Origin of the sequence: Reyranella sp., assembly GCF_965227665.1 — a bacterium.
Classification (GTDB): domain Bacteria; phylum Pseudomonadota; class Alphaproteobacteria; order Reyranellales; family Reyranellaceae; genus Reyranella.
In genome coordinates this window covers 3,084,740-3,108,290 of the sequence record NZ_OZ245767.1, presented here as the reverse complement: position 1 = coordinate 3,108,290, position 23,551 = coordinate 3,084,740, and the positions used below count along the sequence as shown (strand labels likewise).

Here is a 23,551-nt window from a genome sequence, read left to right as displayed (position 1 = left end):
GGGTGCGATTCGTCGCTGCCCGTCAACTGCTGTAGACTGAAACCTCGTAGCGACCTCCGCCGAGCGAGGGGCGCTTCATGAGCGTGCAGAACGCCTTTTTGCGTTGTATGCGCGCCTTTGCCGGAAAGGCCGACATCCTTGAAATTGTTCGCGTGGCGCGCCTTCGGGCGCGCGCGACCCGCTGCTGTTCGGGAAGACGAAGACGCCATCCGCAGCGAACTGTTCGGGATCGAGCGGCTGGAGCAGCACGCCCAAAGCCTGGCGGCCAGCCAGCCCGTCCATGCCGCGCTGACCGCAGGCAAGTCGCTGGTCGTCCGCCTGCGCGACAACGAGCGCGTGCTGTTGGAGGCCTATCGCTCGATCGCCGCCGCCGTCGATGCCGGCCGGACGGTCACGCCCGCCGCCGAATGGCTCCTCGATAACTTCCATCTCGTGGAGCAGCAGGTCCGCGAGGTCCGCACCGACCTGCCCGCCGGCTACTATCGGCAGCTTCCCAAACTCAGCGAGGGGCCCCTGGCGGGGTATCCGAGGGTGTTCGGCCTGGCCTGGGCCTTCGTGGCCCACACCGACAGCCGCTTCGATCCCGGGACACTCGCCCGCTTCGTGCGCGCCTACCAGACGGTCCAGCCGCTCACCATCGGCGAATTGTGGGCCGTCGCCATCACGCTCCGCATCGTCCTGATCGAGAACCTGCGGCGTTCGGCCAGCCGCATCGTCAACCGGCGCACCGAGCGCGAGCAGGCCGACCTGGTTGCCGATCGCCTGCTGGGCGTGAAGGATCATCAGGCCGACCCCGCGGCTCTCCAGCCTTACGAACGCGAAGGCTTTTCCGAAGGCTTCGCCGTCCAGCTCGTCCATCGCCTGCGCGATCACGATCCCGAAACGACCCCGGCGGTGGGCTGGCTCGAGAAGCGCCTGGCCCGCGAGGGTACGAGTGCCGACGAGCTGGTGCGGCGCGAGCACCAGTTGCAGGGCGCGACCAACGTCACGGTCCGCAACATCATCACCAGCATGCGCCTGGTCTCCGACGTCGATTGGGCGACGCTCTTCGAGGAGGTGAGTCCTGTCGATGATCTGCTGCGCACCGGCGGCGTCTTCGTCGACATGGATTTCGCGACGCGCAACCTCTATCGCACCGCCATCGAGCAGATCGCGCGCGGCACGACCTTCGATGAACCCGAGATCGCCCGGCGCGCGCTGGCCGTGGCGGCGGATGGCTCGGTCGATCACGATGGAGACGGACGCCGGCGCGAGCCGGGCTATCATTTGATCGGCAGCGGCCGCCGGGCCTTCGAACGGTCGGTCGGCTTCCGCCCCAAGGGTTTGAGCGTCCGGCGGCGGTTCCTGCGGAACGGTCTCGCGGGTTACGCCGCCGGCGTCGCCGTCACGGCCGGTTTCGTGCTTCTGCTTCCCCTGCTGGGTCTGTCGCTGCTTGGGCTGCAGGGCCCGCTGCTTTTCGCGATGGCCGCCGCAGGTCTGTTGCCCGCGGTGGATGCGGCGCTCCTGCTGGTCAACCGGCTGATCACCGGAGGCTTCGGCGCCACGCTGCTGCCCAGCCTCGAGCTGCGCAATGGCGTGCCGGAAGAGCTGCGAACGGTGGTGGCAATTCCCACCCTGCTGACGACCCAGGCGGCGATCGAGGAGCAGATCGAGACCCTCGAAGTGCACCATCTCTCCAATCCCGCCGGTGCCATCCATTTCGCCCTGCTGTCGGACTGGACGGATGCGACCGCCGAATCGATGCCGGAGGACGCGGCCCTGCTCGCGACCGCGGTCGAGGGGATCGCGCGCCTCAACCGCCGCTATCCGGCGGAAGCGGGCGTCGATCGGTTCTTCCTGCTGCATCGCCGGCGTGGATGGAACGAGGCGCAGGGCGCCTGGATCGGCTGGGAGCGCAAGCGCGGCAAGCTGCATGAGCTCAACCATCTGCTGCGCGGCTCGACCGGGACAACCTTCGTCGCCGCGCCGGGCGCCAGCCGGGCGCTGCCCACGGATGTGCGCTACGTCGTGACACTCGATTCCGATACGCGCCTGCCGCGCGACGCGATCGTCCGCCTGGTGGGCAAGATGGCCCATCCGCTGAACCGGCCGCGGTTGGACGTGGCCCGGCGCCGTGTGGTCGAAGGCTATGGCGTGCTCCAGCCGCGCGTCACGCCCTCGCTGCCGGTCGGCGCCGAGGGCTCGCGGTTTCAACGAGTCTTCTCCAACAACAGCGGCATCGATCCCTACGCCTCGGCCGTGTCTGACGTTTATCAGGACCTGTTCGGAGAGGGTTCCTATTCGGGCAAGGGCATCTACGACATCGACGCGTTCGAGGCGTCGCTGCGAGGGCGCGTTCCCGACAGCATGATGCTGAGCCACGATCTCTTCGAAGGAACCTTCGCGCGCTCGGGCCTCGCCTCCGATATCGAAGTCGTCGAGGAGTTTCCCGCGCGTTACGACGTGGCCGCGGCACGGCAGCATCGCTGGGCGAGGGGCGATTGGCAGCTCCTGCCGTGGATGTTGGGAACGGTGAAGTCGACGGGCCCCGGCGCGCGGACGGAGTTCCTGCCCGCGATCGGCTTCTGGAAGATGTTCGACAATCTGCGTCGTACCCTGTCGGCGCCGGCAGCGGTCCTCTCCCTGCTGGCGGGTTGGACTCTGCCCCTCGCGGCCGCGCTGGTCTGGACGGGCTTCGTGCTGCTGGTCATCGCACTGCCCACGCTCCTGCCGGCGATTGCGGCCCTGTTCCCGCGGCATGCCAAGATCACGACCCGCAGTCATCTCGATGCGCTGTGGAACGACGTCGTTTCGGCGGCTTTGCAGACCGCCTTGCTGGTCGTCTTCCTGGGGCACCATGCCTGGCTGATGGCCGACGCGATCGGCCGGACATTGTTCCGGCTCGTGATCAGCCATCGCCGTCTGCTCGAATGGATCACCGCCGCCCAATCCAAGCAGAGCGTGCGGGCCGGCTGGCCCGGCCTCTACGGCAAGATGGCCGGAAGCGTCGTGGTCGCGGTCGTCGCCGCGTGCGTGGTCTGGCTGGCGGGCGCCGCGGCGCTGCCCGTGGCCGCCCCGTTCGTGCTGGCCTGGCTGCTGGCGCCCGCGGTCGCCGACTGGGTGAGCCGTCCCCCGCGCAACGCGGGCAGCTTGCGGATCAAGCCGGCCGAGGCGACGTCGCTGCGCCTGATCGCCCGCCAGACCTGGCGCTTCTTCGAGACGTTCGTCACCCAGGCAGACAACATGCTGCCGCCGGACAATTTCCAGGAGGCACCGACGCCTGTCGTGGCGCATCGCACGTCACCGACCAATCTCGGTCTGCTGCTTCTCTCGACGGCCTCTGCCCGCGAGTTCGGCTGGATCGGCACCGCCGAGGCGGTGGAGCGTCTCGAGGCGACCCTCGCGGTGATGGAGAGGCTGCAGCGGTTTCGCGGACATTTCTTCAACTGGTACGACACGAGTGACCTGCGCGCGCTCGAGCCGCGCTACGTCTCGACCGTCGACAGCGGCAACCTCGCCGGACACCTGATCGCACTCGCCAACGCCTGTGGCGCGTGGCGCACACGAGGTGCCGCGAGGCCGGATGGCGCGCGTGGTGCATCCGATAGCCTTGCCCTCGCCCGCGAGGCCCTGACGGCGCTGTCCGACGACCGTCGCACTCATCTCGTCACACGCCCCGAGCTCGTTCGGGCGTTCGACGGGCTGGCCGCGGCCCTTTCCGAGGCGCCCGTCCGACTCGAAGCGGCCCTGCCGCTGGCGGACACCGCCTCCGACCTCGCGCGCACGCTTGCGAGCGAGCGCGCCGATCCGGAGAGCGTCGACATGCTGTTCTGGATCGAGGCGGCTCACCGCACGATTGCCAGCCATCATCGCGACGCCTCCGCCGACGGGGCGACCGGCGATCTGGTCCGCCGCCTGCTCACGATCGAGACGTCGGCGCGCGCCATGGCGGGCGCCATGGAATTCGACTTCCTGTTCGACGAGCGCCGCCGTCTGTTGTCGATCGGCTTCCTGGTCGCCGAAGACCGGCTCGACGTCAATTGCTACGACCTTCTTGCCTCGGAGGCGCGGCTGGCGAGCTTCGTCGCGATTGCGGCGGGCGACATCCCGGCGCGGCACTGGTTCCGGCTCGGCCGTGAGGTAACGCCCGTCGCCCACAGCGCGGCGCTGGTCTCGTGGTCGGGTTCGATGTTCGAGTACCTGATGCCGTCGCTGGTGATGCGTGCACCGTTCGGCAGCCTGCTCGAAAGGACCAACCGTCTGATCGTCCGCCAGCAGGTTCAGTACGCGACCGAACTCGGTTTGCCGTGGGGAATCTCGGAGTCGGCCTACAATGCGCGCGACAAGGAGTTCACCTACCAGTACTCGAATTTCGGCGTGCCCGGCCTCGGCTTCAAGCGCGGCCTGAGCGAGAACCTCGTCATTGCACCCTACGCCACAGGCTTGGCCGCGATGGTCGATCCCGCGGCGGCGGCGGCGAATTTCGAACGGCTGGCCGCCTTCGGCGCGCGCGGCCGCTACGGCTTCTACGAGGCGCTCGATTTCACGCCCTCGCGTTTGCCGGACGGCGAGGGGCATGCGGTCGTGCGGGCCTATATGGCCCACCACCAGGGCATGACGGTGGTGGCCATCGCCAATGCCTTGCTCGACGGCGTGATGCGGTCCCGCTTTCACGCCGAGCCGGGCGTGCAGGCAACGGAGCTGCTGCTGCAGGAGCGTGCGCCGCGCGATGTCGCGGTCGCGCATCCGCGGGCCGAAGAAGTCGGCGCCAGCGCGCTGGCAAGAGATGCCGAGCCGGCGCTGGTGCGGCGCCTCCGCAATCCCCACGCCGCCAGCCCCTCGGTGCATCTGCTGTCGAACGGACGATACTCGGTCATGCTGACGGCGGCGGGCTCCGGCTACAGTCAATGGGGCACCCAGGCCGTGACCCGGTGGCGCGAGGACACGACGCGCGACGACTGGGGGAGCTACATCTTTCTGCGCGATGTCGAGACGGGCGCGGTCTGGTCGACCACCGCCCAGCCGTGCGGCCAGCCCCCCGATCGCTACGAAGTGATGTTCGCGGAGGATCGTGCCGAGTTCGTGCGCCACGATGGCACGCTGGTCACCAGCCTCGATGTCGTCGTCTCTCCGGAAGACGACGCGGAGGTCAGGCGCGTCACGCTGACCAATGCCGGCAGTCTGCCGCGCACCGTCGAGCTGACGTCCTATTCGGAGATCGTGCTGGCGCCGCGCGGCGCCGATGCGGCCCACCAGGCCTTCTCCAAGATGTTCGTTCATACCGAATATCTGCCGGCCACCGGCGCCCTGCTGGCCACGCGACGGCGCCGCGGGCCGGACGAGCCCGGACTATGGGCGGCTCACCTCACGGTCGTGGAAGGTGTGGCTGTCGGCGAGATCGAGGTCGAGACGGATCGCGCTCGCTTCATCGGTCGCGGCAACGAGATCGGCGATGCCGTTGCGGCGACCGACGGGCGGCGACTCTCCGGCACGGTCGGATCGGTGCTCGATCCGGTGTTTGCGCTCCGTCGGCGTCTGCAGGTGCCCGCAGGTGGCATGGCGCGGATCGCCTACTGGACGGTGGTCGCCTCGTCGCGCGAAGCCTTGCTCGACGCGATCGACCGTCATCTCGACGTCAATGCCTTCACGCGCGCCACGACGCTCGCCTGGACGCAGGCCCAGGTTCAGCTTCGCCATCTCGACATCGGTGCGGTCGAGGCGAGCTATTTCCAGCGTCTGGCGGGGCATGTGCTCTACGCCAATCCGGCGCTGCGGTCGTCGCCCGACGCGATCCGGCGCGGCCTGGCCGCCCCGTCGACCCTGTGGTCGCAGGGCATCTCCGGAGATCTGCCGATCGTTCTGGTCCGGGTCGAGGAGATCGAGGACACGGGCATCGTGCGCGAGCTGTTGCGCGCACGCGAGTACTGGCAACTGAAGGGCCTGTCGGTCGATCTCGTGATCCTGAACGAGCGCAGCACCTCCTATGTGCAGGATCTCCAGTCCATGCTGGAGACTCTCGTTCGCGCCAGCCGGTCCCGGACCCATCTCGGGGTCGAGAACGTGCCGGGCGCCGTCTTCGTCCTGCGCACCGACCTGATCTCGACCGAGACCCGCGCCCTCCTGCTTGCCCTGGCCCGCGTGGTGCTGCGTGGCGGGCGCGGCAGCCTGTCGGATCATCTCGATCGCCTCAAGTCGCCGCGGGGCGTGGCGCCCCCGCTCCGCCGCGTCGTTGTCGCGAATCCCGCAGCGAAGCCAGTGCCGCCGCAGCCGGTGGCGCTGGCGGCCCTGCAGTTCTTCAACGGCCTGGGCGGCTTTTCGCCCGACGGTCGCGAGTACGTCACCGTGCTGGGCCCGGCTCAGTCGACACCGGCGCCGTGGATCAACGTGATCTCGAATGCCTCCTTCGGCTTCCAGGTGGCGGCCGACGGCGGCGGCTACACCTGGTCGCAGAACAGCCGCGACAACCAGCTCACCCCCTGGTCTAACGATCCGGTCGTCGACCGGCCGGGCGAGGCGTTCTATGTCCGCGATCTCGACAGTGGAGAGGTCTGGACGCCGACGGCGCGGCCGGTCCGGCTCGAGCAGGCGACCTACATCGTTCGGCACGGCCGCGGCTACAGCCGGTTCGAGCTGGTGGCCAACGGCATCGCGCTCGATCTGCTGCAATACGTCCCCGTGGGCGATTCGCTCAAGGTATCGCGGCTCACCATCCGCAACATCTCGGATCGGCCGCGCCGGCTCTCGGTCACGGCCTACATCGAATGGGTGCTGGGTCTCGCCCGCGGTGCCGCCGGCCCGACAGTCGTCACGGAGCGGGACGGTGAGACCGGGGCGATCTTCGCGCGCAACAGATGGAACCTCCATCATGGCGGCCGTGTCGCGTTTGCCGATCTTTCGGGACGCCAGACCGCGTGGACGGGCGATCGCGGCGAATTCATCGGCCGCAACGGCAGCATGAACAGGCCTGCCGCGCTCAGCGCCGATCTGCCGCTGTCGCAACGTCTCGGCGCCGGCCTCGATCCCTGCGCGGCCTTGCAGACCGCTATCGATCTGCGGCCGGGCGGCGTGCACGAAGTCGTCTGCTTTCTGGGGCAGGCGGCCGACGAGGCCGAGGCGCGGGCGCTGATCGCGCGATACCGGGTTGCCGATCTGGCGGCCGTGCATCGCGAGGCGGTGGGGTTCTGGGACGGTGTGCTGGGGACCGTACAGGTGAAGACGCCCGATCGGGCGACCGACATCCTGTTGAACGGCTGGCTGCTCTATCAGTCGCTGGCTTGCCGTTACTGGGCGCGGTCGGCCTTCTATCAGGCAAGCGGCGCCTATGGCTTTCGCGACCAACTCCAGGATGCGATGTCGCTCTCCGTCCCGGCCCCTGCACTGGCGCGCGCCCACATCCTGCGCGCGGCGTCCCGCCAGTTCGTCGAGGGCGATGTCCAGCATTGGTGGTTCCCGATCGCGGGCCAGGGCGTCCGCACACGCATCTCGGACGATCGTGCGTGGCTGGCCACCGTTGCCGCGCACTATGTCGAGACCACCGGCGATGTCGCGATCCTCGACGAGCCCGTTGCCTTCCTCGAAGGACCGGCGCTGCGCGAGGGCGAGCACGATCTCTACTTCCAGCCCGAACAAGCCGACGAGACGGCCTCGCTGTTCGAACATTGCGCCCGTGGCCTCGATCTCAGTCTCGCTACCGGCGCGCACGGCCTGCCGCTGATCGGCACCGGCGACTGGAACGACGGCATGAACCGGGTGGGCGAGGCGGGGCGAGGCGAGAGCGTCTGGCTGGGCTGGTTCCTGTATGCGGCCCTGGTCGCGTTCGCGCCGATTGCCGAACGTCGTGGCGAAGCGCGACGGGCGGCCCGCTGGATCGCGCATGCCGAAGCGCTGAAGGCGGCGCTCGACCGCGAGGCCTGGGACGGCGCCTGGTACCGCCGCGGCTATTACGACGACGGCACGCCCCTCGGCTCGGCCACGAGCGAGGAGTGCCGCATCGACTCCATCGCCCAGTCATGGGCTGCGATCTCCGGCGCGGCCGATCCCGCGCGCGCCGCGCAGGCCATGGAATCGCTCGACGAGATGCTGGTGCATCGCGGCGACCGACTGGCGCTGCTGTTCACGCCGCCGTTCGATAGGACCCCGCTCGATCCCGGCTATATCAAGGGCTATCCGCCCGGCATTCGCGAGAATGGCGGGCAGTACACGCATGCAGCCGCGTGGTCGATCATGGGATTCGCGGCTCTGGGCCAGGGCGACAAGGCCCACGAGCTGTTCGCGCTGATCAACCCGATCAATCATGCCGCGACCCGCGCCGGCGTGTTGCGCTACAAGGTCGAACCTTATGTCGCGGCAGCCGACGTCTATTCGGTGCCACCGCATGTCGGCCGCGGGGGATGGACCTGGTACACCGGCTCGGCCGGCTGGCTCTATCGCGCCGGGATCGAGTCCATCCTAGGCCTGAAGGTGAAGGGCGACCGCTTCGAGCTGGCGCCCTGCCTGCCGGCCGCATGGCCGGGATTCGAGATGACCCTCACGCTGCGCGGGTCGGTCTACGAGATCGTGGTGCGCAATCCCGATGGTGTCGGCCGCGGTGTCGTCGCCGTCGAGTTGGACGGCGCGACGCAGCCGGTGGCGGACGGCAAGGCGGTGATCCGCCTGGGCGACGAGGTCGCCCGGCGGACCATCGTGGTGACTCTGGGCTGAGCGCTACTTGCGCTTGGCCGGAGCCGCCGGCTTCACGGCGGAAGCGATGGAGGATGCAAAGGTCGGCGCGACGACCTTTGCTTTGTCCTGCTTGGGCTTCTTCGTCTCGCGGTTGCCGCGGCGATGCTTCATGGACATGGGATTGGTTTCCTGGCGTCGAAGCGAAGAAAATCTCCGCATCGTCGGGCCATTGGACTCACTCTACGCGCATTGCCGGGCGAAGTACGATTGATGACCCCTAATTCAGGGACTGCATCTGCGCGACGACCGAGTGCACGCGAAAAGACGGGGCTCGGTCGGGCATCGCCGACTGCGAATGCGGCACGGCGCGATCGCCGATGGTGAATGCCGCCACCAGGAAGAGCAGTCCTCCGGCGACCGTGCTCGGGCCGTAACCCCAGCCCGCACTGTGCCGCCAGCACGGAAACGCCGCGATGCCCACGGCCGCCAGGAGCACGGCGAGGCTCAGTCCCAGCATTTGTATTCCCCTATGTTTCGCGGAAGAACGAGCACGGGAAGTGCGGGTTCCCTCCTGAACGGTGTCTTTTTCGGTACGCAGGCGGCGGCTGCGCCATCCCTCAGCGACGGCATTCCACATGGTCGCAGGAGGGCCTGCAGGGGTAGGTTGCCGGCAACAATGAACGATCCCCTCTCGAACGCCCGAGCGCTGCTGCATTCCGTATTCGGGTTTGGCGCCTTCCGTCCCGGCCAGGAGGAAATCGTGCGCGCCGCGCTGGCCGGCGAGGACGTGCTGGCGGTAATGCCCACCGGCAGCGGCAAGTCGCTCTGCTACCAGCTTCCCGCGATCGCCCGGCCCGGCCTCACCCTGGTGGTGTCGCCCTTGATCGCGCTGATGCGCGACCAGGTCCGGGCGCTCACCGCCGCGGGCGTCGCCGCCGGCAGCCTCAATTCCAGCAACGATCCGGCCGAGAATTCCCGCGTGCTGGGGCTGCTGCGCCGGGACGAGCTGCGTCTTCTCTATGTGGCGCCGGAGCGCTTGGCGCGGCCCGATACGATCGAGATGCTGGCCGAGGCGCATGTCACGATGATGGCCATCGACGAGGCCCATTGCGTCTCGCAATGGGGCCACGACTTCCGGCCCGAATACCTGACACTCGGCAATCTGGGGCGCCAGATCGGCGGCCGGCTGCAGACGCTCGCCTTCACCGCCACCGCCGACGCGCCGACCCGGGGCGACATTGTCGAGAAACTGTTCGCCGCCGAGCCGCGCGTCTTCGTACGCAGCTTCGACCGTCCCAATCTCAAGCTCGCTTTCAGGCCCAAGGAACGTTCGACGCGTCAGGTCCTGTCCTTCGTGCAGGCCCATCCGGGCGAGAGCGGCATCGTCTACTGCTCGTCCCGCCGTAAGGTCGAGGAGATGGCGGAGACGCTCAAGGCGGCCGGCATCAACGCGCGGCCGTATCACGCCGGCCTGGAGAAGACCGTGCGCGACGCCAACCAGGATGCCTTCCAGCAGGAAGACGGGCTGGTGATGACGGCCACCGTCGCCTTCGGCATGGGCATCGACAAGCCCGACGTGCGCTTCGTCTGCCACGCCGACCTGCCGTCCAACGTCGAGGCCTACTATCAGGAGATCGGGCGTGCCGGCCGAGACGGTCTGCCCGCCGATACCCTGACCCTCTACGGGCTGGGCGACATGCAGCTTCGCCGATTGCAGATCGAGCAGAGCGATTCATCGGATGAACGCAAGCGCATCGAGCGCCAGCGGCTGGGCGCGCTTCTGGCGCTGGCCGAAGCACCCCGCTGCCGGCGCCAGACTCTCCTCGCCTATTTCGGCGAGGCGTCGGAGCCCTGCGGCAACTGCGATCTCTGCCTCGAGGGTGTCGAACTGTTCGACGCGACCGTCGATGCGCAGAAGGCGATGTCGGCCATCGTCCGCACCGGCGAACGCTTCGGCATGGAGCATCTCGTGGCCATCCTGACCGGCGAACTCACCGACAACGTCGTCAAGTTCAAGCACGACGGGTTGCCGACCTTCGGCGTCGGAAAGAACCGCAAGGCTGCGGACTGGCGCTCGATCTTCCGCCAGCTTTCGGCCGTCGGACTCATCGCGCAGGACCTGATGGAGCACGGGCGCTGGAGGGTCACCGACGAGGGCTGGGCCGTCCTGAAGGGCAGGCAGACGGTCGAGCTGCGCAAGATCGCCGCGTCGGCGACCTCAAAGGGCGATCGCCGCGGGCGGACCACCGCACCGGCGATCGTCAGCGATGCCGACAGCGAGCTGCTCGACTCGCTCCGCTCCCTGCGCACCAGGTTGGCGCGGGCACAGAACGTGCCCGCCTATGTCGTCTTCTCCGACCGTACCCTGGCCGAACTCGCCACCCACCGGCCCTCGACCCTGGCCGCCATGCGCGAGATCCATGGCATCGGCGACGCCAAGCTCGAACGTTACGGCGCCGACTTCCTGGCCGTCATAGAGCCGCGGGCGTCCTGACCGACGGATCGCGGTCGCCGGTCAGCCCTTCTTGATCGGCGCGCCCATCGACCACAGGACGCCGAACGGATCGCGGAACTGGCCGTAGCGGTCGCCCCAGAACATGTCCTGGACCGGCAGCACGACCGTGCCGCCGGCCTTCACGGCCTTCTCGAAAGCGGCATCCACATCCTCGACCTGGAGATGCAGGATGAAGGCCGCGGGCTTTTCCAGCGGCGCGCCGTGCTCGGGAAAGGCGTCGGCCAGCATCAGCGAACCGCCGTTGATCACCAGATGGATGTGCATGTAGCGACCCTTGTCGTCGGGCGGCATGCGCATGACTTCCTGGGCGCCGAGCGCCTCGACGTAGAACGCGGCCGCCTGGGCGGCATTGCTGACGGAAAGATAGGGGCAGGGGCCACCGAGGACGGGCGGCTGGACGGGCGGGGTCATGACGGTCTCCTTGGCTGATGTCATATGCCGAGGACGAACGGCCAGACTCCGATCCGACACTGCGCGCGGAATTTCTTCAGCAGGACAGCCGGTCGAGGTGCTGGCGGATATGCGCGGCCTCGGCGGGGGTGCTGGCGAGGGCAATCGCGCGGCCGAAGGCCTCACGGGCTTCCTCCGGACGTTCGAGCTGCTGCAGCAGCGCCCCTTTGACACCGTGAAAGTAGAAATAGCCCTGCAGCCGCGTGCCCAGCGGTTCGATCATCGCGAGCGCGGCTTCCGGTCCGCGGACCTTCGAGACCGCGACCGCTCGATTGAGCGTCACCACGGGCGACGGCTGCAGCCTTTCGAGGTTGGCATAGAGCAGGTCGATCTGGGCCCAGTCCGTGTCCTCCGCGCGGGACGCACGGGCATGAAGGGCGGCAATGGCGGCCTGGATCTGATACGGGCCGGGCCGGCGGTGGCGCATCGCCTTGTCGATCAGGGCCAGGCCCTCGGCGATGCGCGGCCCGCTCCACAGGCTGCGATCCTGGTCCTCGAGCAGGACGACATTGCCCTCTCCGTCGAAGCGAGCCTCGGCCCGCGCGCGCTGCAGCAGCATCAGCGCGGTGAGGCCCATGATCTCGGGTTCGGCGGGGAAGAGGCGCAGCAGCAGGCGACCCAGCCAGATTGCCTCCTCGGCCAGCGGCTTGCGCGCCTCGGCCTCGCGGCTGCTGCTCGACGAGTACCCCTCGTTGAAGAGCAGGTAGATCATGGCGGCGACGGCGGCGAGTCGTTCCGCCCGCTCCGGTGCGCCCGGTGTCTCGAAGGCCGTGCCGGCATTGCCGATGCGAGCCTTGGCGCGGGTTATGCGCTGCTCCATCGCGGCTTCGCTCACCAGGAAGGCCTGGGCGATCTGCTTCACCGAGAGGCCGCAGACGATGCGCAGCGCGAGCGCGATCTGCTGCGTGGCGGGCAGTTCGGGATGACAGCAGATGAACAGCAGCCGCAGGATGTCGTCCTTGTAGTGCTCGCCGTCGAGCCGGTCGGCGAGCGAGGTCTCGGCGTCGTCGAGGTCCGACAGCACCGCCTCGTCCGGCAGTTCCGTTTGCTTCGCCTGCCGGCGGACCTGGTCCATCGCGGCATTGCGGCCGACCAGGATCAGCCAGGCGGCGGCATCGCGGGGCGGGCCGTTCTGCGGCCAGCTCTTGAGGGCGCGCAGACAGGCTTCCTGGAAGGCTTCCTCGGCGGTATCGAGAGTCCGAAAGTAGCGCAGCAGCGCCCCCATCACCCGGGGACGGGCCGCACCCAGAATCGGGTCGATCCAGCCGAGATCGTTCATGGGGCGGGCTTGTTTTCAGGAAGCTGGCTGGGATGGAACTCGGCCACCGGCCGGATCTCGTAGCTGCCGGTGCCCGGATTGGCCTTGGCGAGTTCCTTCGCCGTGTCGAGAGCCTCTTCAAGCGAGGTGCAGTCGATGACGTAGAAGCCGAGCAGCTGCTCCTTGGTCTCCGCGAATGGCCCGTCGATCACCATCTCCTCGCGTCCCTTGCGCAGCGTCGTGGCCGCGGTCGTCGGGAGCAGGCGAGCGACCGGTCCCAGCCGTCCCTGCCGGGCGAGCTTGTCGTTCACGGCGTAAAGCCTGGCCATGGTCTCGTCGTGGTAGTCCTTGGACCACGAGCCGACGGCTTCCTCGGAATTGTAGCAAAGGATGGCGTAGAGCATGGATCTTCGGCTCCTGTTGGACAGAGGACGCAGGAACGGGCTTCTTGCCGACAGGCCGGCCCGAATTGTTTCAGCTCACTCGGCGTTGGAAGAGACGGGTGTCTCGAAGGGGACGCCGGCCTTCAGGATGCGATAGCGGCCATCCTCGATCTGGGCGCCGGTGACGATTCCGGTGCGGGCGCTGCCGCCGTCGAGCCCCAGGCGGTCTCCCTCGAACAGGTGCGGGTCTTCCATGCCGCTGATCGCCGCGTGCTTGTCGGGCGGCGTGTGACCATGGACGACCAGCGTGCCGCCGAAGCCCTGCTTCCAGTCGAGGAAGCCGTGGTTGATCCAGGCCCAGCGCGCCTCGGTGAAGATCAGCCAGGGCCGCGCGAGAAATTCGTCCTGGTCGGCATGGGGATCGAGGCCGCCGTGGACGAACACCGTGTTGCCGAGCCGGACATGCGAACGCATCCCCTGCAGACGGTGCACCACCGTCTCGCCGAGGGCCTCGTGCAACAGGGCCTGGTCGGCATGGGCGGCCTCCCGGCCGGCACGGGCCATCATTTCGTCGAGGAGAATGTGTCCGCCCATGCGCTTGCTGAGCCACATGGTCTCGGCCTTGTGCGCGTGCGGCCCGCCAACCACCGCGAGCATCATCATGATCTCGTGGTTGCCCATCAGCCGGTCGACATGGTCGACCCCGTGCGCTTCCTCGGAGCGGGCCCACAGGTCGAGCACACCGGCGCTGTCGGGGCCGCGGTTGATCATGTCGCCGAGGTAGATCAGCCGGCGCCGGCCTTTGGCTTCGCCGGCCAGTCCGGCAATGGATTTCAGGAGCGCAGCCAGTTCCGCGGCACAGCCATGGACGTCACCGATGGCGAAGACCGTCTCGCCCTTGAGATCGAAGGGGGCGGTCTTCCACTCTGAGACGGTGACGGGCAGGTCGGTCATCGGACCATGCTAGCCCTATCCGGTTTGGCGCTCCACAGCCGCCGGCTCGCGGTCGAACTCCTGCTTGATGCCGCGATTGAGATCGTACTTGAGCTGGACTGCCGATTCCCGCTGCGTCCACACCTGCGCAGCCAGTGTGTACTTGTCGGCCTCCAGCGTATCGATGCCGATCGCCGAAACCTTCAGAACCCGGGCATCCCGCTCGATGGTGCCGCGAAGGCGCGAGATCGAGGTGTCTATGTCTTCGTTTGCCGGGCGGGGAATACGGAACTCGAGGCGTGCCGTTTCATTGCGGGTCGGCACTTTCAGGATATCTCCCCACAGCTTGCCATTGGGGATGATGATGCGGGTGTTGTCGTCGCCGTCGATCTCCGTGAAGAACAGATTGATCTCGCGGGCGATGCCGGTGACCCCGCCGGTCTCGACCCGGTCGCCGATATGGAAGGGGCGAAACACCACCAGCATGATGCCCGCCGCGAGGTTGCTCAGGGTGCCCTGCAGGGCGAGACCGATCGCGATGCCGAGCGCGCCGAGAACCGCGACGAAGCTCGTCGTGGCGATACCGAACGTGGTCAGGACCGCGACGAACGTGAAGACGAGGACGGTGTAGCGGGCGCCGTTAGCGAGAAAGAGTGCGACGGTACGGTCGATGCGCGGCGTGCGCTCGCAGAGGCGAACCACGGCCCGGTACAGCAGCCTCGAGGTCATCCATCCGATGCAAAGGATGATGATCGCGCCCACGACCCGCAGCCCATAGGTCGTCACCATGGCCACCATGATGTTGGCGGCGTTGTTCCACTGTTCCTCGATACCCATGAGGCGGGCAACGTCCGAGACGCGCTGGCGGTTCCTCCGCCGGCGCGAGCGCGACGTTAGCGAGCGTCGTTCTCGCGGATGAAGGTGCGAACCCGCGGCATGATCTGCTCGCGCCATTTGCGGCCGTTGAAGATGCCGTAATGGCCGACCCGCGGCTGCTCCCAGTGCACGTGACGCGCGCCGGGAATGTTGGGCGTCAGCGCATGCGCCGCCTTGGTCTGGCCGACGCCTGAAATATCGTCCAGCTCGCCCTCGACCGTCATCAGGGCGGTCTCGATGAAGGACGGATCGATCTTGCGGCCGCGGCTCACCCACTCGCCGCGCGGCAGCAGGTGCTCCTTGAACACGACCTCGATGGTCTGGAGATAGAACTCGGCGCTGAGGTCCATCACGGCAAGGTATTCGTCGTAGAAGGCGCGGTGGGCGCTGGCCGGGTCATCGTCTCCCTTCACCAGATGCTCGAACTGCCGCATGTGCGCATTCACATGCCGGTCGAGGTTCATGCTGATGAACGAGGTGAGCTGCAGGAAGCCGGGATAGACGCGGCGCAGCGCGCCCGGATAGTTCAGCGGCACCGTCGAGATGACGTTCTGGCGGAACCACATCATCGAGTTGCGCATGGCGAGGTCGTTGGGGACCGTCGGGCTGACGCGGGTGTCGATCGGGCCACCCATCAGGGTGAGCGACTTGGGCTGGCGCGGCTCCTTGGCCTCCGCCATCAGCGCGGCGGCGCCCAGCACCGGCACCGAGGGCTGGCAGACGGCGATGACATGCACGTCCGGTCCGAGGTAGCGGCAGAAGTCGGCGACGTAGTCGATATAGTCGTCGAGATCGAAGTTGCCCTGGCTGAGCGGCACTTCGCGCGCGTCGATCCAGTCGGTGATGTGCACGTCATGGTCGGGCAGCAGCGCCTCGACCGTTCCGCGCAGCAGGGTGGCGTAGTGGCCGCTCATCGGCGCCACGACCAGGACCTTGGGATCGCGCCGGGTGGTATCGCGATGGAAGTGCAGGAGCTGGCAGAACGGCTTGCGCAGCAGGATCTCTTCGTTGACCGCCACGGTCTCGTCGCCGACGACCGTCGTCTTCAACCCGAACGCCGGCTTGCCGTAGTTCTGGGTGAGGCGCGTCATGATCTCCGCGCCGGCGGCGATCGACTTGCCGACCCAGGTCTCCGCCCACGGATTGTAGGGGCTGGAATAGACCTGCTCGAGGGCGCTGGCCCACATCCGCAAGGGGACGGAAAGCTGGCGCTGGAATTCGTAGGCTTGATAAAGCATGGGGCGCGGATTGTACGCCCCGCGCCGCCTATGTCACGTTCATATTGCGACGCAACAATTGTGTAAAAACAATCACTTAGAGCAGGCGCCCCACGGCGTTGGCGATTGTTTCGGCCTTGGCGTCATGGGTGAAGTGGGTGACGAAGCGGCCGTTGCGGTCGAGCAGGTAGACGATCGAGGAGTGGTCCATGAGGTAAGGCGACCCCTCCTTGCCGGGCACCTTCTGGTAGTAGACGCGGTAGGCCTTGGCGACATCGGCGATCTGCTGCGGCGTGCCGGTGAGGCCGATGATCCCCGGTCCGAAGTTCGGGACATAGCCCTTGAGCAGCTCCGGCGTATCGCGCTCGGGATCGACCGTGATGAACACGAGATTCACCTTCTTTGCCGCGTCCGGTCCCAGTCTCTCGACCGCCGTTTCCATCAGCAGCAACGAAGTCGGGCAGACGTCGGGACAATAGGTGAAGCCGAAATAGATCAGCGTCGGCTTGCCCTTGAGCTGATCGCTCGAGAACGGCCGGCCGTCCTGGTCGATGAGCTTGAACGGTCCGCCGATCGACGGTTTCCCGCCCTGCGTGGCATCCCAGCCGATCCAGCCGGCCGCGACGACGAGCGCCGCGATCCAGACGCCGAGCAGCGCCTTCATGGTGCGTGACATGGCGCGAACATGGGCCGTCGCGGCCGGCTCGACAAGCCGGACCGCTCGTCGCACAACCGCTATGCCTGTGTGTTTCGACCGAGAGGAAAGTACGATGTTCTACGATGCCGCCAAGCGCGACCACGGACTGCCGCAGGATCCGCTGAAGGCGCTGATCGTGCCGCGGCCCATCGGCTGGATCTCCACGATCGATGGCCAGGGCCGGGTCAATCTCGCGCCCTACAGCTTCTACAACGGCGTCGGCGAATTCCCGCCCATGGTCTACTTTGCGATCACCGGCACCTATGGCGACACGCCGACCAAGCACAGCCGCATGAACGCCGAGGAGACGGGCGAGTTCGTGGTCAACATGGTGACCGCGGAGATGAGCGAGAAGATGAACATCACCACCGCGATGGTGGCCTACGGCATCGACGAGATGAAGCTCGCCGGCCTGACGCCCGAGCCCTGCCGCTTCGTGAAGCCGCCGCGGGTCAAGGAATCGCCGGTGGCGCTCGAGTGCAAGTACTGGAAGACGATCGAGCTGCCGGAAGAGCCGGGTCACGAGGCCAAGCGCGGCTCGATCGTGCTGGGCCAGGTGGTCGGCATCCACATCGACGACGCCATTTTGAAGGACGGCAGGGTCGACATCATGGCGATGAAGCCGGTCGCGCGGCTGGGCTACAGCGAATACACGACGGTCGAGAACGTCTGGAAGATGCGCCGTCCGGACGACCCGCGGTTTCAGTGAGTCAAACTGTCGTCCTGAGCGCAGCGAAGGACCTGACGGAACGACCAGCAGACGCCTGAGCGGGCACGAAATCCTTCGCTTCGCTTCAGGGCGGGGGTTACCCCGCCCGCGATGACAAGAATAGTCGCTCAACTACTCGCGACGACCGGTGCCACTGACCGCGCCATCGCCAGCACGCGCTTGTCGGCCATCGCCTCGCCCATCAGCATGAAGCCGACGGGCAGTTCGCCGGCGGCATGGCAGGGCAGGCTGATGCCGCAGCGGTCGAGGAAGTTGCCGACCGTGGTGTTGCGCAGCAGCAGCAGGTTCTTCTTCGTGAAGCCCTCGGGTGTCGACACTTCCTCGATCGTCGGCGCCACGATGGCGCAGGTCGGCATGATCACCGCGTCGTAGTTCGAGGTGATCGCCGAGACGCGACGGCAGAGGTCGGCGCGCTTCGCCAGCAGTTCGATATAGTCGGCAGCGGTCATGTCCTTGCCGCGCATGATGCGCGGATAGACCAGCTGGTCGTAATCCGGGCCGCGCCGCGCGATCAGGTCCTTGTGCCAGGCATAGGCCTCGGACGCGGCGAAGCCGCCCTTGGCGTTGATGGCGGGAAGTTCGTTCAACTCGGCGAGCTCGATCTGCTCGATCTTCACGCCCTTGGCTGCCAGCGCCGAGCAGGCGCGCTCGAACGCCTTCGCGACCGTCGGGTCGAGCTCGTCCATCACGAAGTGCTTGGGGATGGCGAAGCGAAGGCCGGCGAGCGGCGCCGCGTCGGGCACCGAGATTGGTTCCGAGGCGAAGACGGCGTCGACGAGGGCGCAATCCTCGACCGAATTGGCGAGCGGTCCGATCGAATCGAGCGAGGTCGAGAGCGGGACGACGCCGTCGATCGGCACGCGGCGCGCCGTCGGCTTGAAGCCCACGAGGCCGCAGACCGCAGCCGGAATGCGCACCGAGCCGCCGGTGTCGGTGCCCAGCGCCGCGACGGCCATGCGGTCGGCCACCGAGACGGCGGCGCCGGCGGAGGATCCGCCCGGCACGCGGGTGCGGTCGGCCGGATTGCCCGGCGTGCCGTAGTGCGGGTTGAAGCCGACGCCCGAGAAGGCGAACTCGCTCATGTTGGTGCTGCCGACGATCACCGCGCCGGCGGCGCGCAGGCGCGCCACCACCGGTGCATCCGCCGTGGCGGGCTTGGCGTCGTCGAGCGCCTTCGAGCCCGAAAGAGTCGTCTCGCCCGCGACGTCGCAGAGGTTCTTGATCGAGACCGGGATGCCGGCCAGGGCTGAAGGCACGAGGCCCGCCTTGCGCAGGCCGTCGCTCGCGTCGGCCGCGGCCAGTGCCTGGTCCTTCCAGACCTTCACGAAGGCGCGCTTGCCTTCGCCCTTGGGATCCTCGATTCGCGCCAGCGCCTCTTCGGTGAGCTTGCGCGAGGTGGTGCGGCCGGCGGCCAGGTCCGCGGCGAGTTGGATGATCGTCGGGTTGGCCATTGGGGTCCTTACTTGCCGCGGTGCTTCACGAGATCGTCGACGACCATCGGGTCGGCGAGCGTGGACGTGTCGCCCAGGTTGCTGAAATCGTTCTCGGCGATCTTGCGCAGGATGCGGCGCATGATCTTGCCCGAGCGGGTCTTGGGCAGGCCCGGCGCCCACTGGATCACGTCGGGCGTGGCGATCGGGCCGATCTCCTTGCGCACCCAGGCGACCAGTTCCTTGCGCAGCTCGTCGGAGGGCTGCTCGCCGGCCTTCAGGGTGACGTAGGCGTAGATGCCCTGGCCCTTGATGTCGTGCGGGAAGCCGACCACGGCGGCCTCGGCCACCTTGGTGTTGGCGACCAGCGCGCTCTCGACCTCGGCGGTGCCGATGCGATGGCCCGAGACGTTGATCACGTCGTCGACCCGGCCGGTGATCCAGTAATAGCCGTCCTCGTCGCGGCGCGCGCCGTCGCCGGTGAAGTACTTGCCCGGATAGGTCTTGAAGTAGGTCTCGATGAAGCGCTGGTGATCGCCATAGACCGAGCGCATCTGGCCCGGCCAGGAATTGATCAGGCAGAGATTGCCGGTGCAGGGGCCTTGCAGCTCGTTGCCGTCGGCATCGACCATCACGGGCTGCACGCCGAAGAAGGGCAAGGTCGCCGAGCCGGGCTTCAGCGCCGTGGCGCCGGGCAGCGGCGTGATCAGGATGCCGCCGGTCTCGGTCTGCCACCAGGTGTCGACGATCGGGCAGCGGCCGTCGCCGACGACGCGGTGGTACCACAGCCAGGCCTCGGGATTGATCGGCTCGCCGACCGAGCCCAGCAGGCGCAGGCTCGCGCGTGACGTCTTCTTCACCGGGGCCTCGCCCTCGCGCATCAGCGCGCGGATGGCGGTGGGGGCGGTGTAGAAAATGTTCACCTGGTGCTTGTCGATCACCTGCCAGAAGCGGCTGGTGTCCGGGTAGTTGGGCACGCCCTCGAACATCAGGGTGGTGGCGCCGTTGGCCAGCGGTCCATAGAGGATATAGCTATGGCCGGTCACCCAGCCCACGTCGGCGGTGCACCAGTAGACGTCGCCGTCGTGATAATCGAACACGTATTGGTGGGTCATCGACGCATAGACGATGTAGCCACCGGTCGTGTGCAGCACGCCCTTCGGCTTGCCGGTCGATCCCGACGTGTAGAGGATGAACAGCGGATCCTCGGCGCCCATCGGCTCGGGCGCGCACTCGGCCGGCACCTTGGCGGCGATCTCGTGCCACCAGACGTCGCGGCCGGCGTCCCAGGCGACCTTGCCGCCAGTATGCTTAACCACCAGCACCTTCTTCACGCCGGGCGCCTTCTTCAGCGCCTCGTCGCAATTTGCCTTGAGCGGCACGTGCTTGCCGGCGCGCAGCCCTTCGTCGGCGGTGACGACGACGTTGCTATCGCAGTCGACCAGGCGGTTGGCGAGACTGTCGGGCGAGAAGCCGCCGAACACGACGGAATGGATGGCGCCGATGCGCGTGCAGGCCAGCATCGCGTAGGCCGCTTCGGGGATCATCGGCAAGTAGATCGTGACGCGGTCGCCCTTCTTGACGCCGAGCTCCTTCAGCGCGTTCGCCATGCGGCAGACTTCGTCGTGCAGCTTGCGATAGGTGATCTTCTCGGACTTCGCCGGATCGTCGCCTTCCCAAATGATCGCGGTCTGGTCGGCGCGCTTGGCGAGGTGGCGGTCGATGCAGTTGGCGGAGACGTTCAGCACGCCATCGTGGAACCAACGGATTCGGACGTCGCCGTTGTAGTCCACGTCGCGCACGGCGGCCGGGCTGTAGGGCTTGATCCAGTCGATCCTCTTGCCGTGCTCTTCCCAGAACCTGGCGGGATCCTTGGTCGAGGCCTCGTACATCGCCTCGTACTTGGGCTTGTCGACATAGGCGCGCTTGGCCCAGTCCGCGCTGACGGCGATCACTTCATCGGCCATGGCTTTCCTCCAGCTTCGGCTTTGTGCCTTGAATTACCTGCGTTCTAGCCCGCTGCCGCGGGGCTCGGCAATTCGACTTTGGGCGTCACTCGCTGAACCAGGTCGTGAAGTCCTGGATCGGCGCGCGATCGGTGATCAGGCTGTTGGGCACCACGTCGGGATCGGCATAGCCCAGCGCCAGTCCGCAGATCACGGTCTGGTCGTCGGGGATTTTGAGCTCGCGCCGCACGACATGCTGGTAGCGGCTGAAGGCGGCCTGCGGGCAGGTGTGCAGGCCCTTCTCGCGGGCCAGCAGCATGAGCTGGTCGAGGAAGATGCCGCAGTCGATCCACTGGCCGTTGCCCATGCGCTTCTCGACGCAGAGGATCATGCCGACCGGCGCGTCGAAGAACTCGTAGTTCTTGCGGAACTGCTTCATCATGCCGGCTGCATCGCCGCGCGGCACACCGAGCAGGGTATAGAGCTGCTTGCCGACGAGCTTGCGGCGCGCGTCGTAGACCGGCGTCATTTCCTGCGGATAGACGTTGTACTCCGCGCCCGGGCCGTTATCGCCGGCATCCATTGCCGACAGGATCGCCGCGGAGAGCCGCTTCCGCGCCGCGCCCATGGTCACATAGAGCTTCCAGGGCTGCAGGTTGCCGTTCGACGCCGAGCGGTTGGCGGTCTCGATGATCCATTCGATGTCGGCCTTGGCCACGGGATCGGGCTTGAAGACGCGCATGGAGCGGCGGGAGTGGACGGCTTCTGACACGCGCATGGACGGCTAGCTCCGGGTGAGGTGACGACGCAGGAAGTCGAACAGCGTGCGCCGCGCGGCGGCGTTCTGCTGTTCGGTGAAATAGTGGGTGGCGCCGGGGATCACGACGGCCTCGGCCTCCTTGCCGTGCGCAACCAGCGCCTCGGCCATGGCCAGCGACTGCTCGACCGGCACGTTCTCGTCGCGGTCGCCATGCAGCAGCAGGACCGGCGCGTCGATCTGCGCCACCCGCAGGATCGGCGAGCGCACCGGCAGGCCCTCGGGCCCGCACAGATCGTCGAGATAGTCGCGCATGTAGGGATTGGCCTCGCGCCATCGCGCGAGATCGGTCGGCGCGAAGAAGGCGGCGACGGCGCGCACCGGCGGCTTGTGGGCGGCGGCGAGCAGCGCCACCTGTCCGCCCATCGAGGCGCCGACCAGGGCAATCCGGTCGCGGTCGACCAGCGGCCGTTTGGCCAGCCAGTCGATCGCCGCCAGTATGTCGAGCGGCTGGCGCAGGCCCTGGTCGTTCTCGCCCTCCGAGCCCAGCCAGCCGCGCAGCGACAGGGCCAGCGCGGCGTAGCCGTTGGCGGCGGCGGCGCGCGCCAGCCCCACCATGTTGTGGGCATGGCCGGCAAAGCCGTGCAGCAGGATCAGCGCCGGATAGGGCGGCTGGCCGGCCACCGGCTTGAAGAAGTAGCCGCCGAGGCTGACGCCGTGCCCGGGCACGCGCACCTGCTCGGCGTCGCGAACCTCGGGCAGGTCGTCCCAGCGATGCATGACCTCGATCGGCACGCCGTCGGGATCGCGAAAGCCGACCGAGTAATAGCCGGGCGCGAGGTAATCGAGTTCCTGTGGCGGCTGGATGATCTCCGCGCCGGCGTCGCGCAGCTCGGCGAACACCTGGTCGACCTGGCCGCGGCTCTCGGCCGACACCGCGAGCCAGAGCGCGCCCGGTCCGTAGGAGATGCCGTCCTTGGCCTGGCGCATCACGAAATGGTCGTAGCCGCGCGACCACATCACCCGGTCGGGGCTGGCCCAGACGCGATGGAAGCCGAGCATCGGCAGCCACAGGCGATGGAAGGCGACGGAGCGCGCGAGGTCGCTCACCTCGATGGCCGCGCCGGCAAAGGAAGAGCGTGGACGCATCAGCTCGGCTCGAGCCCCAGCGCCAGCAGCTCGTCGCGCCGCAGATGCTGCTCGCCCGCGAGGAAATACTCGTCGAGCTGGGGCGGCTTCACCCCGGTGCCCGACAGCATGGCGTGCGCCTGGCCGCGGTGATGCGTCTGGTGCTGGAACAGGTGTTCCAGAATCGAGATCACGCTGGAGGGCGGCGGCGTGCGGTTGGGGCGCGGCAGTGACAGGCCCTCGGCCAGGCTCGCCTCGGTCTGGCGCTCGCAGAAGGCGAGCAGCCGGCGGTCGCTGGCGATCTGGGCGTCATAGAGCGACACGGCGTCGGGAAAGTCGGGGATCGGGTCGTGATAGCGCTGCAGCACCGTCGGATCGCGGTGCAGCGCGTCGATGTAATAGAGGTCGACCCAGAGAATGTGATTGAGCGTGGCGCGCAGCGACGGGAAGAAGCCGGTGCGCGGGGCGGCGAACTCCTCGGTCGTCAGCGCCTTGCAGGCGGTGAGCAGCCGGTGGTTCGCCCAGATGTTGTTGCGGGCCATGGCGACGGCATGGCCTGGCAGCCCCGTCGCCATGGGTCCCGTGTCCTTC

17 protein-coding genes are annotated in these 23,551 nt (G+C 67.6%); 3 read left to right on the top strand and 14 right to left on the bottom strand.

The window, feature by feature from the left end; genetic code table 11:
* Positions 1-138: 138 nt before the first annotated feature.
* Positions 139-8,679 (top strand): GH36-type glycosyl hydrolase domain-containing protein, encoded by an 8,541-nt coding sequence (locus ACO07I_RS14935; protein ID WP_422008921.1) that lies wholly within the window; start codon positions 139-141, stop codon positions 8,677-8,679.
* Positions 8,680-8,682: 3 nt separating this feature from the next.
* On the opposite strand, the gene ACO07I_RS14930 is transcribed toward ACO07I_RS14935, so the two are convergent.
* Together ACO07I_RS14930 and ACO07I_RS14925 are read right to left on the bottom strand one after the other, a co-directional pair.
* Positions 8,683-8,817, bottom strand: coding sequence for a hypothetical protein (locus ACO07I_RS14930; protein WP_298307624.1), 135 nt, complete (start codon positions 8,815-8,817; stop codon positions 8,683-8,685).
* 100 nt (positions 8,818-8,917) lie between these two features.
* A complete protein-coding gene (locus ACO07I_RS14925; protein WP_422008919.1) occupies positions 8,918-9,157 on the bottom strand; it encodes a DUF3309 family protein in 240 nt (79 codons plus the stop codon).
* 159 nt (positions 9,158-9,316) lie between these two features.
* On the opposite strand from ACO07I_RS14925, the gene recQ reads away from it, so the two are divergent.
* Positions 9,317-11,134 (top strand): DNA helicase RecQ, encoded by a 1,818-nt coding sequence (gene recQ, locus ACO07I_RS14920; protein ID WP_422008917.1) that lies wholly within the window; start codon positions 9,317-9,319, stop codon positions 11,132-11,134.
* A 21-nt stretch (positions 11,135-11,155) separates the two neighbouring features.
* Here recQ and ACO07I_RS14915 read toward each other — a convergent pair whose 3' ends face one another.
* The 7 genes from ACO07I_RS14915 to ACO07I_RS14885 form a co-directional block, all read right to left on the bottom strand.
* The gene (locus ACO07I_RS14915; RefSeq protein ID WP_422008915.1) at positions 11,156-11,566 is read right to left on the bottom strand and encodes a VOC family protein; all 411 of its coding nucleotides are present in this window, start codon (positions 11,564-11,566) and stop codon (positions 11,156-11,158) included.
* 76 nt (positions 11,567-11,642) lie between these two features.
* Entirely contained in the window at positions 11,643-12,884 is a 1,242-nt protein-coding gene (locus ACO07I_RS14910) for an RNA polymerase sigma factor (RefSeq protein ID WP_422008913.1), read from the bottom strand.
* Positions 12,881-13,267, bottom strand: coding sequence for a YciI family protein (locus tag ACO07I_RS14905; protein ID WP_422008911.1), 387 nt, complete (start codon positions 13,265-13,267; stop codon positions 12,881-12,883). The genes ACO07I_RS14910 and ACO07I_RS14905 overlap by 4 nt, the downstream gene beginning before the upstream one ends.
* Before the next feature lie 75 nt (positions 13,268-13,342).
* The gene (locus ACO07I_RS14900) at positions 13,343-14,200 is read right to left on the bottom strand and encodes a metallophosphoesterase (RefSeq protein WP_422008909.1); all 858 of its coding nucleotides are present in this window, start codon (positions 14,198-14,200) and stop codon (positions 13,343-13,345) included.
* Between the two features lie 15 nt (positions 14,201-14,215).
* Entirely contained in the window at positions 14,216-15,016 is an 801-nt protein-coding gene (locus ACO07I_RS14895) for a mechanosensitive ion channel family protein (RefSeq protein WP_422008907.1), read from the bottom strand.
* Between the two features lie 56 nt (positions 15,017-15,072).
* The gene (locus ACO07I_RS14890; RefSeq protein WP_422008905.1) at positions 15,073-16,293 is read right to left on the bottom strand and encodes a polyhydroxyalkanoate depolymerase; all 1,221 of its coding nucleotides are present in this window, start codon (positions 16,291-16,293) and stop codon (positions 15,073-15,075) included.
* Positions 16,294-16,369: 76 nt separating this feature from the next.
* A complete protein-coding gene (locus ACO07I_RS14885; protein ID WP_422008903.1) occupies positions 16,370-16,948 on the bottom strand; it encodes an SCO family protein in 579 nt (192 codons plus the stop codon).
* Positions 16,949-17,042: 94 nt separating this feature from the next.
* Here ACO07I_RS14885 and ACO07I_RS14880 point away from each other — a divergent pair, with 94 nt between their 5' ends.
* Entirely contained in the window at positions 17,043-17,678 is a 636-nt protein-coding gene (locus ACO07I_RS14880; RefSeq protein WP_422008901.1) for a flavin reductase family protein, read from the top strand.
* A 128-nt stretch (positions 17,679-17,806) separates the two neighbouring features.
* Here the strand turns inward: ACO07I_RS14880 and ACO07I_RS14875 are convergent, their stop codons facing one another.
* The 5 genes from ACO07I_RS14875 to ACO07I_RS14855 all read right to left on the bottom strand — a co-directional run bounded on the left by ACO07I_RS14875 (position 17,807) and on the right by ACO07I_RS14855 (position 23,535).
* Positions 17,807-19,150: an amidase gene (locus tag ACO07I_RS14875; protein ID WP_422008900.1), complete on the bottom strand. Its 1,344-nt coding sequence runs from the start codon at positions 19,148-19,150 to the stop codon at positions 17,807-17,809.
* 8 nt (positions 19,151-19,158) lie between these two features.
* Positions 19,159-21,096 (bottom strand): acetate--CoA ligase, encoded by a 1,938-nt coding sequence (gene acs / locus ACO07I_RS14870; RefSeq protein WP_422008898.1) that lies wholly within the window; start codon positions 21,094-21,096, stop codon positions 19,159-19,161.
* An 85-nt stretch (positions 21,097-21,181) separates the two neighbouring features.
* Entirely contained in the window at positions 21,182-21,853 is a 672-nt protein-coding gene (locus ACO07I_RS14865; RefSeq protein WP_422008896.1) for a nitroreductase, read from the bottom strand.
* 6 nt (positions 21,854-21,859) lie between these two features.
* Positions 21,860-22,981: an alpha/beta fold hydrolase gene (locus tag ACO07I_RS14860; RefSeq protein ID WP_422008894.1), complete on the bottom strand. Its 1,122-nt coding sequence runs from the start codon at positions 22,979-22,981 to the stop codon at positions 21,860-21,862.
* Positions 22,981-23,535: a DinB family protein gene (locus ACO07I_RS14855; RefSeq protein WP_422008892.1), complete on the bottom strand. Its 555-nt coding sequence runs from the start codon at positions 23,533-23,535 to the stop codon at positions 22,981-22,983. Before ACO07I_RS14855 ends, ACO07I_RS14860 begins: the two co-directional genes overlap by 1 nt.
* Positions 23,536-23,551 lie beyond the last annotated feature (16 nt).